Origin of the sequence: Clostridium sp. CAG:221 (genome assembly GCA_000435835.1) — a bacterium.
Taxonomy (GTDB): Bacteria; Bacillota; Clostridia; order Clostridiales; family Clostridiaceae; genus Clostridium.
Genome location: FR883370.1, coordinates 80,967 through 94,617, shown reverse-complemented (window position 1 = coordinate 94,617; position 13,651 = coordinate 80,967). Strand labels below are relative to the sequence as shown.

Genomic DNA, 13,651 nt, shown 5'->3' with positions numbered 1-13,651 from the left:
TTTAAAAGCATTAATAAAAATTAATTTTGCTTTTATAAGTATATTTATATATTATATAAATATATTAGAATAAACTAAGAGGAATGAAAAAGCTAATGATTGATAGAGTAGATTCTAGAAAATTTAATTATGATGAAGGCAGAAAAACATTAGAAAATGAAGTTGTGGTTTTTACCGGAAGAGGTTTTACAGTAAGATGGGAGTTAGCTCAATTTGCAAGAAACTGCAGAGCAAAGGTTGAAAGTACTGTTACTAGTAGAACAACTCTATTAATTGTTGGTGAAAAGCCAGGTGGAAAGCTTATAAAAGCAAAAAAAATGGGTTGTAAAATAATAAGCTGTGATGATTTTTATAATATATTAATGGGAAAAGATAAAGAAAATGATATTAAAGAAATGGAATTAAGCTTAGATATCTTAAATATATAGGAGGAGCTTATGAATATTGAGAGAGATGGTCATGTTCACAGTCCTTATTGCCCTCATGGTAGTAATGATAGTTTTGAAAAGTATATAACTGAGGCAATTACAAAGGGAATTAAAGAAATAACCTTTACTGAACATTTAATGTTTCCTAAGGAAATTGTAGGTGAAGAGTTTTATAAGACCTGTGCGCCAGATGAAAAAGCTTTAGAGTGTTACTTTAAGGAAATAGATGATATAAAAGTGAATTATAAGGATAAAATTAAGGTTAATACTGGGCTTGAAGTAGATTATATTGAAGGTTATGAAGAAGAACTTAGAGAGAGCTTAAATAAATATGGAAGAAGACTTGATGATGGGATTTTATCAGTACATTTTTTAAAGGTTGAAGATAAGTTTTATGCTGTTGATGGATTAGAATCATTTGAAGATTTACTAAAAAGTGTAGGAACTCTATCAAAGGTTTATGATTTATATTTTGATACTTTAATAAAAGCAATAAAGAGTGATTTAGGAGAATTTAAACCTAGAAGAATAGGACATCCTACATTAGTAAGAATTTTTAATAAAAAGTATCCTTACAATTATGAAAATAATAAAAAAATTGATGAAGTTTTACAAGCTATAAAAGAAGCAAATTATGAAATTGATGTTAATACTGCTGGGCTTCGAAAACCTTATTGCGGGGAAATATACCCCAGTGGATACTTCTTTAATAAGGCAAAAGAACTAGAAATAGATATGGTTTTTGGTTCTGATTCTCATAAGGCAGAAGATATTGCAGCAAATTTTAATAAAGATTTATAAATAATTATAGAGTTGCTTTTATGAAATAAATTAAGTACAATAATTTAAGTTAGTGAATTAAATGATTTTTAATATAAAGAATTAAACATAAGTTAAAATATGAGGTGATAGTATGAGCGGTATAGCAGGACAAGGATGCCCAAGAATAATACCAGAAGAAGAAAAGAAGACTCTTGAAGAAATTGAAAGAAGTCTTGTAAAGAAATATAGAAAACCTATATGGTCTAAATTTATCAAAGCAATAAAAGAGTATAAGTTAGTAGAAGAAGGAGATAGAATAGCAGTAGCTATCTCTGGAGGAAAAGATTCACTTCTTATGGCAAAATTATTCCAAGAACTTCAAAAGCATGGACAAACAAAATTTGAATTAGAATTCATTGCTATGGATCCAGGATATCATCCTCAAATAAGAGAGTTATTAGAGGAAAACTGCCAGCATTTAAATATTCCTGTACATATATATGAATCAAGAATTTTTGAAATTATCGATGAAAAGGCAAAGGATTATCCGTGCTATTTATGTGCTAGAATGAGAAGAGGATCATTATATAATAAAGCAAGAGAGCTTGGATGTAATAAGTTAGCTCTTGGACATCATTATAATGATGTAATAGAAACTACTATGTTAAATGTTTTATATGCAGGTAATTTTAAAACTATGCTACCAAAACTTCAAGCAGATAATTTTGAAGGAATAGAGCTTATAAGACCACTTTATCTTGTAGAAGAAGAGCATATAAAGAGATTTATCAGATATACAGGTCTTTGGCCATTAAACTGTGCATGTATGGTTGCAGCAGAGAAGATTGGTAATAAGAGACATGAAATTAAGGATATGATAGCTGAATTAAAGAAGAATTTTAAAGATGTAGATAAGTCAATATTTAAATCAGCAACAAATGTAAATATGAATTCAATCTTAGGATGGGAAAAGGATGGAGAGAAATATTCATTCTTAGATCCAGAAAATCCTTTAGAATAAAAATGTCCATAATACCAATACTATTATTGGAGGTGGTATTATGGCTAAGAAAGGTCAAAGAGCAACTTGGGAAAATGATCATTTTAAAGGACCTAGAAAAAGTGATGCTGCTAGAGTACCAGAAGTTAATTCAGTAGGTAAGAACAAATAAAAGAAAGCTAAGCTTTATAGGTATTAATTAGCCTAGCATAATAGTAGGAGCTGCCTTTTGGCAGCTCTTATTAATATATATATATAATTATAAATATTGGGAGGAAAAAATTATGAGTAGTTTATTAGATATGGATCCTAACATATTAGTTAGTATGGTAAATATGAAATTAAGAGATTTTTATTCAAATTTAGATCAGTACTGTGAAGATGTAGATATAAATAAGGATGAATTAATTAATAAGTTATCAAAAGTTGGATATGAATATAATATTGAATTAAATCAGTTTAAATAATTTACTCCATTACCAGAAAAGAGTATAATTATGAAAGAGTATTTAATATTATGGGCGAGGTGAAATAAAAAATGAAATTTAAAAAAAGTTTAAAACTGGCGGTTTTAGTTGCAGCATCAACAGCCTTAGTAAAAATAATATTAGATGATAAAAAAAGGATTTCAAAAGAAGAAGATAATTAAATAAAATACCTAATAAACAAAAAAGGCGAATTTCGTCTTTTTATTTTGTTAAAAATGAGAATAAAGATAAAGGGGGAGCTTATGAAAAAAACTGTTGATTTGGTAAAAGGTGATATATTCAAAACATTATTAACGCTATCAATACCAATCTTAGGAACATCTTTTATCCAAATGGCTTATAGTTTGGTGGATATGATGTGGATTGGAAAGGTTGGTAGTGCAGCAGTTGCAGCAGTAGGTACTGCAAGTTTTTTTACTTGGTTTGGTAATTCTTTAGTTATGATTACTAAAACTGGAGCACAAGTAGGTGTTTCTCAAGCCATAGGAAAAAAGGAGGATAAGAAGAAAGATATATATATACATACAAGTATTTTTATGTGTATCATAATTGCAATAGCTTATACATCATTTTTACTTATTTTTAAGGATGAATTAATTGGATTTTTTAAATTAGGTGATAGGGAAATAATTTCCATGGCAATGAGCTATTTGGTAATAGTATCATTAGGGATGATTTGTGCTTTTCTTAATCCTCAATTTACAGGGATTATAACTGCGTCAGGAAATAGCAAGCTTCCATTCAAAGTAAATACCATAGGCTTGATTATAAATATAGTATTGGATCCAGTGATGATATTTGGTATTGGGCCTTTTAAAGCAATGGGCGTAAAAGGTGCAGCATTTGCAACTGTATTATCACAAATTACGGTAACTTTCATATTTATTTATGTATTTTGGAAAATGGGCTATAGAATAAATAAAAAGAGCTGTAAGTATTTAGATAGAGATAGTGCTAAAGAAATAATTAAATGGGGAACTCCTTCAGCAGCACAAAATTGCTTATTTTCATTCTTTGCAATGCTTATAGGCAGAATAATTGCAGCATGGGGGGCAACACCTATTGCAGTACAGAAAGTAGGTTCGCAAATAGAGTCAATTTCATGGATGACGGCAGAGGGTTTTTCAGCTGCTTTGACAGCTTTTGTGGGACAAAATTATGGAGCAGGTCAATATGAAAGAGTGAAAGAAGGTTATAAAAAAACCTTAATGCTTTCATCAATACTGGGGATTTTTGCTACAGTATTGTTGATATTTGGTGGAGAGTGGTTATTCTCCTTATTTATCAATGAACCGGAAGTAATAAAGCAAGGAGCAGATTATTTAAGAATTTTAGGATATTCACAGGTATTTATGTGTTTAGAAATAACCACCACTGGTGCATTCTTTGGCGTTGGAAAAACTATGATGCCATCGTTAATAAGTACAATTTTTACAGGACTTAGAGTACCAGCAGCTTTAATTCTTGCCAGTACCTTAGCTTTAGGTGTAGATGGAGTATGGTGGAGCATAAGTCTTTCTAGTGTTGTGAAAGGAATACTTTTAGTTATATCATTTTATTTCATGGTGCTAAAGCCATTTAAGAAATTAAACAGTGCATATCGTTCCACTAATGCACTTAATTAAGTCGCCACAATTTAGTTAATGATGAATGATGAATTAAGAATGATGAATTAAGGATGAAACTCAAAGAGTTTCTGATAAATAATATTTTTCTAAACTCCCTTTAAGGGAGTTTATTCATTAATTCATCACTCATCATTCATAATTCATAATTAAACTAACAATTTGGTCTTGTTATTTTATAAATCTCTTCAGTATTAGGAGTTATTTTTTTAAATGTATATCCCTGAGATTTATAGTATTTAATTATGCCAGGGAGAGCTTTAGCAGAATTCATATTTATATTTGAAGTATGCATTAAAACTACCACTGTATCATCAGTAGAGATAGCTCTATTAAGAATTAGGTCAGGAGAAGAGTTAGGGTTAGCTCCATCTAATGTGTCTTGAGTCCAATCGTAAATGGTGAAACCACTTTGATGTATACAATCAACCATGCTTTTAGTTAATCTATATGTGCTATTATTGCTGCCAAAGGGAAATCTCAAAATAGTGTAGTAATCCCCTGTAACTCTAAATAATTCATCTTGGCATTTTTTCATTTCATTAATGAAATCCCCATTACTTCTATATAAAATATTTCTATCATGAGAAAAACTATGTAATCCTAAACTGTGCCCTTCATTTTTCATTCTTAATATAATGTCCTCTTGTCCGCAAATTTGATTACCAATTATGAAAAAAGTTGCAGGAACATTTTCCTTTTGTAAAGTATCTAATACTTCTAAGGTTGCTTTGCCACCAGGACCATCATCAAAGGTAAGGTATACAGTTTTTTTACTTTGTTCTTCAATGGAACCTTCTTCACATCTCACCTTATAAAAAGGAGCAATCAGTATAAGAAACAACAAAAAGAATGATGTTTTTTTAAAAAAATTAAACATAAAAAATCTCCTTTCAAATTATAGGAAGTAAAATTAAATTAAAATAATCATATTTATAGTATTTCCGAATAAAATTAAAATAAATTAGAAAAATATGTGATTTATCATTGCAAAAAATAAACTACCTATGTATAATTAGCTTAAGATTTATCTTTAAAGCGATCCAGAGAGGTCGGAAAGTAGTATATAGTGATATTCTATGTTTTTTTGTGATATCTATAGCTTCTTGCCGATCAGGTAAGGAGCTTTTTTGATAAAGATACCTTTAATAATAGTCCAGAGAGGCTATAAAGGGAGAAATAAAGTTTCTCCTTATTTACTGGCTTTTAGCTAGTTTTGACAAGTAATATTGTTATATTAAATTAAGAGGAGAGTGACCACATATGGCACAATTTACAGAAGGAATAAGTAGAGATTTAAAGAAACAGAAAGTTGCATGTGGACTTTTTAAGGGTGTGTTAGGGTTTCAGCATCTTATTGCAATGTTTGGAGCAACAGTATTAGTACCTTTATTAACAGGACTAGATCCAGCAGTGGCGTTGTTTTCAGCAGGACTTGGAACATTAATATTTCATCTTTGTACCAAAGGAAAGGTTCCTGTATTCTTAGGATCATCTTTTGCATTTATTCCAGTAATTCAAGTAGTGGCGAAGGAATATGGAGATTTAAGATATGCACAAGGTGGAATTGTAGCAGTAGGTTTGATTTATGTAATATTATCTTTTGTAATTAAAAAGATTGGTGTAGATAAAATTAGAAAAGTTTTACCAGCACAAGTGGTAGGACCAATGATAATAGTTATAGGGCTTAATTTAATTCCAGATGCATTAAAAAATGCTGGAGTTAATGGATTATTAAGTGGGCAATCAGGAGCTATAAGAAATGTTTTAATAGCATCTATTACTTTAGGTTTAGCTTTAATAATTAAGCATTATGGTAAAGGAATGTTAAAGCAGGTAGCTATATTAATAGCAGTAGTTATAGGATATGGAATTTCCTATGCTATGGGAATGGTTGAAACAGGAGCGATATCAGAAGCAACATTTTTAGCAGTACCAAATTTTACTCTTCCTAAGTTAGATTTATCAGCTATATTAATAATTGTTCCTGTAGTATTAGCAGTATTTATGGAGCATGTTGGAGATATAACAACTAATGGACAAGTAGTAGGAAAAAACTTTATTGAAGATCCAGGCTTAAATAGAACAATGCTTGGAGATGGATTAGCAACTTTTGCAGCAGGGTTAATTGGAGGTCCAGCCAATACTACTTATGGGGAAAATACTGGGGTTCTTGCAATAACTAAAAATTATGATCCTTCAATATTAAGAATAACAGCAGTATTTGCAATATTATTAAGCTTTATAGGTAAATTTAGAGCTGTAATAGTTACTATGCCAAGTCCAGTTATGGGTGGAATAAGCTTAATGTTATTTTCAATGATAGCCATAGTTGGAGTTAAAACCATTAAAAGAGAAAAAGTTAAGATGAACATTCAAAATATAATAATAATAACAGTGATATTATTTATTGGTTTATCAGGAAATATTTTAAGTAGTCCTATAGGAATTGCAGTAACAAGTAGTGTTAGTATTTCAGGATTAAGTTTAGCAGGAATTGTTGGAGTTATTTTAAATCAAGTTATGAATTTAACATATAGAACAAAGAAATAATATTATTAGTAATGAGGCTGGTTAATATCAAGCCTCATTTTTTTATCTTCAGATTTGAATTAAAATTTTTTATCACAAAATTGAAACTTAAGCATATTATGTCAATATATAGTAAAGGGAGAGATGAAGATGAAAATTAAAATAGATGATGATTATGAAAACATAGAGGATAAAGGAATAGTACATGATAACACCGATGAAAATATAATAACTTATGAAAGTTATGAGGTAGAAACCATAGAAAATAATAAAAAAGAAAATGTAGATATTAGAGGAAAGATAAAAGTTATATCTAGATTAGGCAATAAAGATGGAACATTAATATCATCTAGCAAAATAAATTTGTACATGTTAAATGGAATTTCTCCACGGCTTATTTCATCAAAATTAACCAATGAAAAAGGTCAGGTTACTTTCACTAATTTAAAAAAAGGCAGTTATAGAGTAATAGCTATTGTAGATAGAAAATTTTTTCAAAAACCAATATATATGGAATGGAATGAAGTGACAATAGATGAGGAAAATCAAGAAGAAACAGTTGTTGTAATTAATAGAATAAGGAAATGATAAGAGGGATGATAGGTTTATATTATATCCTATCATCCCAATAAAATATATGATACTATATAAAAAGGAGTGGACTATAGTACAAAAGAAAGGATAAAAATATGAAGATAAGAATTAAATATTTTGAAGAAGCTAAGAAATTAGAAAAGATAAGTAAAGGTAATTGGATTGATGTCTATGCTAACAAAGATGTGTTTGTTCCTGTAAATGAAAGAGCAATGATACCATTAGGTTTTGCTTTAGAATTACCACAAGGGTGGGAAGGGCATTTAGCACCAAGAAGCTCAACTTTTAAAACGTGGGGAATAATTCAGACAAATAGCGTAGGGGTTGTTGATGATACATATATTGGAGATAATGATCAATGGCATATGCCTGTATATTGCCTACAAGGAAAAGAAAATGAAAAAAATGGTACATGGATAAGAAAAGGTGATAAAATAGGGCAATTTAGAATAATGGAAGTAATGCCAGAAATAGAATTTGAAGAAGTGGAGAGTTTTGGAAACTCTGATCGTGGAGGATTTGGAACTACAGGAGCTAAATAGATATTTAAAGGGTTTATGTTAAAGAAATTTTAATATAAACCCTTTAGTTATAACTACAAAGCTTAATTTCATTTGGGTGTAAATATTTACAAAGTCAATTATTGTTTTGTAAGAAAAAGTGTGGTAAAATTAGGAAAAATAAAAAGCTTTTAAGACAGTGTAGAAAAGGGGAGATAGAAACTTATGAAGTATGTTGATTTAACTCAGATAATAGATAATGATACAAAGGTATATTCTGGGGATGAAAGTTTTAGTATTAAACAAGCAGCAGATTTAGAAAGAGACGGATATACAGCTTATAATATAAAGACTGGACTGCATGTTGGAACCCATATAGATATACCTATGCATATGTATAAAAGTAGTAAATATATAAGTGAATATCCACTGGACAGATTTATAGGTAATGGTGTATTAATTAATGTAGTGGGAGAAGACATTATTTGCTTAAAAGAAGAATATTATAAAAAAATTAAGGAAAACGATATAGTCTTATTTTACACTGGATATAGCAGTAAGTTTGGAGAAGATGATTACTTTGAAAATCATCCAGTTATAAGCGAGGAATTGGCAGAATTTTTAGTAATTAAAAAAATAAAAATGTTAGGAATTGATGCTCCTTCTCCAGATAAATATCCATACAATATTCATAAAATATTATTAAAAAATGATATTCCTTTACTAGAAAACATAACAAATTTAAATGATTTAGTATATGTTGAAAAGTTTGAAGTCTTTGCTCAACCATTAAAGATTAATGCAGAAGCAAGCTTAGTTAGAGCCTTTGCTCAGTATAAAGGATATTAATTTTAAAATTAAGAATTAGGGAGTTATTTGGAACTAAATAAAATATTCTAAGGAGATTCTTTATAATCTCCTTTATTAATACATCAAAAAATAGTATAATTATATGGTTTGTGATATTATTAGAAATAAATATTGATGGAGAAGAAATTATAGACAAATGAATCAAAAGATTAAATTAACGAAATATGAAGATAAAAATAGAAAATATATTATGTACATGCTATTTAGTACAGTTATATTTTTAGCATTTGCTATTTCAGGAATACAAATAATAGATATTAATAGTATAAATAGTTTGCCTATACTTAATGATTTGAATTCAATTAACATAATTGTAGGGATAATAGCCATTCCAAGCTGTTTATTATACTATTATATGTATAAAAATAATGAATTCTTTATATTAACATTATCATATATAAGCATTTTAATTGAATATATTTATGTTAATTTTATTATTAATAATAGTGTATTAATAGAGCAATTAATAACATTTACTTTTGTTTTTAGAGTTTTTTTGCTTACAATAGCAATTTTAAATGAAAGTAAATATGCCAATAGAATTGTTACAAATAAGAGAAAGTACATTGTTTTAGCAGCTGTGATAAACATAATTGGCGTATTTATAGAGGTAAAGTTTAATGTCAATGATATATTAATAAGTAATAGTAGAGTATTGTGGAATATTTTTCAATATGGTATATTGATTTATTATTTTATACTACTAGTATTGTTATCAATAAGATGTGTAAGAAAAAATATATTTATATATACAATATTTATTACAACTATTAGTATATTTACAATTAGAAGGTTGTTTTACTTTAATATGTTTTTAAAGTATAGTGATAAAATTTTAGAATATAATAAGACCTTGACATTTATTGCATATTGTATATTGCTAATTGGATTATACATAGAAGTTATAAGAAGAATCGAAGAAAGTATAAGATTAAATAATAAAGTAAGCGATTTTAATGAGCTAAAAATAAAATATAAAGAAATAAAAGAAATAGAAAAAGCCAAAAGTCAATTTTTTGCTAATTTATCTCATGAAATAAAAACACCTATTAATATAATTTATTCTTGTATTCAGTTATTAGAGGTAAATAAAATAAATGGTGAAAAAGCTTTAAGTGATGCTTATAATAAATATGACAATACACTAAAACAAAATTGTTATAGATTATTAAGGTTAGTGAATAATCTTGTGGATATGACTAAGATTGATTCTGGATATATGAAGCTTATATTTATTAATTGCGAAATTGTAAGTTTAGTAGAAGATATTACATTATCAATTATTCCTTATGTGGAATCTAAGAATATAAATATAGTTTTTGATACTTATATAGAAGAATTAGAAATACGATGTGATCCAGAAAGTATGGAAAGGGTAATATTAAACTTATTATCTAATGCTATTAAATTTACTAATAATGATGGAAATATTTCAGTCATAGTTGAAGCTGATGATAAGTATGTTTTTATTAGAGTTAAGGATGATGGTATCGGAATTTCAAAAGATATTAGAGAAGATATATTTAATAGATTTGTTCAAGAAGATAAATCACTTAATAGAAAAAATGAAGGAAGCGGTATAGGATTAGCATTAGTTAAATCCTTAGTAGAGTTGCATGATGGTGAAGTGTATTTAGAAGATGTTTCTGAGGGAAGTGAATTTGTTGTAAAATTACCTAATATTAAAATTAATGAAGAGGTAAATAATCATAATAGAGTAATGGATGTTGAAAGTAAGCCGTTGGTTCAAAAAATAAATATAGAATTTTCTGATATATATGAATTATATTAGTATTATGAAAGAAACTGTATCCCTAAAAAATTAGAGATACAGTTTCTTTTTTTAAAATTTAGTAAAATAAAGTAAATAAAAGAAAAATAAAGCGAACAATATGAAGTTATGATAAATAATGGGAAAATCAAGGAAAATGGAGTTTTGTTCAAATATATGGGAATTAAGTAAAATACAGTAATGGTGTACTATTTAATTAATACAGAGATACGATATCGAGGTGAGAAAATGGATCTGGAACTTACAACAAAAGAACCTATATATATTCAAATAAAAAGACATATTGAAATGAAAATAATATCAGGTATTTTAAAGGGAGGTCAAAGAATGCCATCAGTTAGAGAGTACGCCAATGAATTAAAGGTGAATCCTAATACTATTCAAAGAGTTTATTTTGAACTTGAAAATGATAAGTTAATTAAAACACAAAGAGGTATTGGAAAGTTTGTTACTGAAGATAAAGAAATAATCAATGAGTTGAAAAAAGAAAAATCTAGAGATATATTTAGAGAATTTATAAATAGCACAAAGGTTATTGGTCTTAATAAGGAAGAAGTAATTTCATTGATAAATGAAATGTATCAGGAGGAAGAAGATGAGTAATATATTAGAAATATAAGACTTATTAAAAAAATACTATAAGAAAGAAGTGATAAGTGATTTAAACTTAAATGTGGAAGAAGGTTGCGTGTTGGGAATACTTGGTCCCAATGGTCATGGAAAGACAACCTTATTAAATGTTATTGCAGGATTATTAAAGCCAGAGAGTGGTAGTGTAAAAATAGATGGAAAAGAAGTTGGTGAAAAAACTAAAGAGATTGTTTCATATATGCAGGAAAAGAATATCATACCTAAATGGATGAAGGTGAAAGATATTATAGAGTTTTATAGAGATTTTTATAAAGATTTTGATAATGAGGAAATGGAAAGATTATTAAAGTTTATGAATCTAAATAAAGAAATGAAGACCAACAATTTATCAAAAGGAATGTGTGAAAAGTTAGCTCTAAGTTTGACTTTGAGCAGGAGAAGTAAGCTTTATATATTAGATGAACCAATATCAGGAGTGGACCCTGTAACCAGGGAAAAAATAATTGATTGTATCTTAGATAGGATTGATGGAAATATATCAATGATAATAACAACTCATTATGTTAATGAAGTGGAAAAGATTCTTGATAAAGTGGTATTTTTAAGAGATGGAGTAATAGTGGAACAAGGAAATGTTGATGATCTAAGAGGCAAGTATAATGATTCTTTAGATGGAATATACAGAAGAATATTTACAGAGTAGGTGATAATATGGAAAATATAATAAATATAATAAAGTATAGTATTAAAATTATAAATTACTTTATATAGTTGAAGCCATAATAATAGGTATAGTATTTTTAACTGGAATAGTTAATGAAGGGATTGTTTCTAATTTGATTTCCTCAGCTACTGTTATGGGTATATCAATGATGGTGATAATAATCAATACAGTGGCACAAGTAGTTTTATTTACAAAACAAATAAATAAGGAACAAGGATATTTATTTTTTGCAGCACCTATAAATGGAAAGCAATTTATTGTGGCAAAAATTATTGAAGTTATAGGTGTTTATTTAATGATTTTTATAATAAATATTTTATATTTATTAATTAAATTTGGCTTAAATAATTTATTTGTTCAACATGGATTTACAGCGATATATGGAGCTTTTTCTTATGTTACATGGATTGTAGTACTGTTGTTTTTTATAGCTATAGTAAATAGTTATATAGCATCTACTGGTCTTAGGGTTTTAGCAATCCTTGCTTTAGAAGTTATAGGTATGCCAATATATTCAACAGTAATTTCTTTAATAGTTTATATATTGCCATATATAAATATAGTTACTGAAGGTGGAGAAAGATACAATATTATAGAAATTGCAATGAATTTTGCAGCAATTATATTATTAGGTGTATATTGTGCTAAAAGAATAGATAATAATTTAAATATTAACTAGATTTATGGAGGTATATGGTTTGAAAAAGAGATTTTGTGGTGTATTAAGTATAGTTTTAATGGGATTTCTTTTAACTGGATGCAACGTTGAGTTTGGTTTTAATAGAAAAAGTAATGTTTCTAATAATGCAGAAGGAAATGTAAATGAAAGCATTACTATAGATGGTGTAGATAAAATAAATTTACAAATTGTAGTGGCAGATATTGATATATATACAGTTGAAGGAAATGATGTAATTATAGAAAGAACCTGCCAAGGAAATAACTTTGGGAAATTATCAATTGAAAAGAATGGTAGTACAATTAATGTTATTGAAGATGAAGTTAAATGCGATTTAGGTGCTAAATACAGCAAAAATGAACTTAAAGTAGGAGTTCCTGTAGATTACCATGGAGATATGGTTTTAAAAAATGCTGTTGGTGATTGTGAGATGAAAAAATTAAAGCTTAGCGATGTAGATATAAAGACTGGCGTTGGTGATTTTGATATAGAAAATGGAGAATATAATGTATTAACATTAAAGCAAGGTACAGGTGATGCTGAAATAAATTTAAGTTATTGTGGTGATATGAATATAAAAGGAGGAGTAGGTGATTTAAAATTAAATTTAGAGAGTGTAAATGGAAATTTAATTTTTAAGGGTGGAGTAGGAGATGCAGATATATATATTCCTAATAATTCACCGGTTTCATTTAAAACATCATCAGGACTTGGGAAATGTGATATTGAAGTACAGACATCAGGAGAGAATACATATGTATTTGATTTAAATACTGGTGTTGGAGATATAGAGGTAGTAGGGAAATAGTTAAAAAGCTGATAATTTTATATCAGCTTTTTTTATTGAGAGAAGAAAGAATAATACGTCGAAAAAAAGTAGTGCAATATTGCACAAATGTCGAAATAGTGAATTAAAATCTGTGTAAATATAAAAAAGAATATATTTTCATATTAAAATAAAATAAAATGGCTTTGTTTTAAAATAGTGTTGAAATTAGCATAACATAATAGGATGTCCATTTGGACATCCTATTTGAATCGCAATATATTAAGATTGTGCGTTATC

15 protein-coding genes are annotated in these 13,651 nt (G+C 27.8%); 14 read left to right on the top strand and 1 reads right to left on the bottom strand.

What is annotated here, in order from left to right:
• Window positions 1–83 precede the first annotated feature (83 nt).
• From Q5O44_RS02880 to Q5O44_RS02860, 5 genes are all read left to right on the top strand, one after another.
• The gene (locus Q5O44_RS02880) at window positions 84–428 is read left to right on the top strand and encodes a BRCT domain-containing protein (protein WP_291659756.1); all 345 of its coding nucleotides are present in this window, start codon (window positions 84–86) and stop codon (window positions 426–428) included.
• Window positions 429–437: 9 nt separating this feature from the next.
• On the top strand, window positions 438–1,229 hold the full coding sequence (hisJ, locus tag Q5O44_RS02875; RefSeq protein ID WP_022166886.1) for a histidinol-phosphatase HisJ: 792 nt from the start codon (window positions 438–440) through the stop codon (window positions 1,227–1,229).
• Between the two features lie 112 nt (window positions 1,230–1,341).
• Window positions 1,342–2,211: an ATP-binding protein gene (locus tag Q5O44_RS02870; protein ID WP_022166885.1), complete on the top strand. Its 870-nt coding sequence runs from the start codon at window positions 1,342–1,344 to the stop codon at window positions 2,209–2,211.
• Between the two features lie 263 nt (window positions 2,212–2,474).
• Window positions 2,475–2,657 (top strand): DUF4250 domain-containing protein, encoded by a 183-nt coding sequence (locus tag Q5O44_RS02865; protein ID WP_022166883.1) that lies wholly within the window; start codon window positions 2,475–2,477, stop codon window positions 2,655–2,657.
• A gap of 263 nt (window positions 2,658–2,920) precedes the next feature.
• Window positions 2,921–4,303 (top strand): MATE family efflux transporter, encoded by a 1,383-nt coding sequence (locus tag Q5O44_RS02860; RefSeq protein ID WP_022166881.1) that lies wholly within the window; start codon window positions 2,921–2,923, stop codon window positions 4,301–4,303.
• A 154-nt stretch (window positions 4,304–4,457) separates the two neighbouring features.
• Here the strand turns inward: Q5O44_RS02860 and Q5O44_RS02855 are convergent, their stop codons facing one another.
• On the bottom strand, window positions 4,458–5,183 hold the full coding sequence (locus Q5O44_RS02855; protein WP_022166880.1) for a polysaccharide deacetylase family protein: 726 nt from the start codon (window positions 5,181–5,183) through the stop codon (window positions 4,458–4,460).
• 383 nt (window positions 5,184–5,566) lie between these two features.
• Here Q5O44_RS02855 and Q5O44_RS02850 point away from each other — a divergent pair, with 383 nt between their 5' ends.
• From Q5O44_RS02850 to Q5O44_RS02810, 9 genes are all read left to right on the top strand, one after another.
• Entirely contained in the window at window positions 5,567–6,856 is a 1,290-nt protein-coding gene (locus Q5O44_RS02850; protein WP_022166879.1) for a uracil-xanthine permease family protein, read from the top strand.
• Window positions 6,857–6,985: 129 nt separating this feature from the next.
• On the top strand, window positions 6,986–7,423 hold the full coding sequence (locus Q5O44_RS02845) for a hypothetical protein (protein WP_022166878.1): 438 nt from the start codon (window positions 6,986–6,988) through the stop codon (window positions 7,421–7,423).
• Between the two features lie 101 nt (window positions 7,424–7,524).
• The gene (locus Q5O44_RS02840; protein ID WP_022166877.1) at window positions 7,525–7,971 is read left to right on the top strand and encodes a dUTP diphosphatase; all 447 of its coding nucleotides are present in this window, start codon (window positions 7,525–7,527) and stop codon (window positions 7,969–7,971) included.
• A 183-nt stretch (window positions 7,972–8,154) separates the two neighbouring features.
• The gene (locus tag Q5O44_RS02835; RefSeq protein ID WP_022166876.1) at window positions 8,155–8,778 is read left to right on the top strand and encodes a cyclase family protein; all 624 of its coding nucleotides are present in this window, start codon (window positions 8,155–8,157) and stop codon (window positions 8,776–8,778) included.
• Window positions 8,779–8,935: 157 nt separating this feature from the next.
• Complete coding sequence (locus Q5O44_RS02830; protein WP_022166875.1) at window positions 8,936–10,591, top strand: sensor histidine kinase KdpD; 1,656 nt, start codon at window positions 8,936–8,938, stop codon at window positions 10,589–10,591.
• Window positions 10,592–10,819: 228 nt separating this feature from the next.
• On the top strand, window positions 10,820–11,194 hold the full coding sequence (locus tag Q5O44_RS02825; RefSeq protein ID WP_022166874.1) for a GntR family transcriptional regulator: 375 nt from the start codon (window positions 10,820–10,822) through the stop codon (window positions 11,192–11,194).
• Window positions 11,195–11,240: 46 nt separating this feature from the next.
• Window positions 11,241–11,885 carry an ABC transporter ATP-binding protein gene (locus Q5O44_RS02820; RefSeq protein ID WP_302637209.1) on the top strand — a complete coding sequence of 215 codons (645 nt, stop codon included), beginning with the start codon at window positions 11,241–11,243 and terminating at the stop codon, window positions 11,883–11,885.
• A 133-nt stretch (window positions 11,886–12,018) separates the two neighbouring features.
• Entirely contained in the window at window positions 12,019–12,585 is a 567-nt protein-coding gene (locus Q5O44_RS02815) for a hypothetical protein (RefSeq protein WP_022166872.1), read from the top strand.
• Between the two features lie 19 nt (window positions 12,586–12,604).
• Entirely contained in the window at window positions 12,605–13,393 is a 789-nt protein-coding gene (locus Q5O44_RS02810) for a DUF4097 family beta strand repeat-containing protein (protein WP_022166871.1), read from the top strand.
• Window positions 13,394–13,651 lie beyond the last annotated feature (258 nt).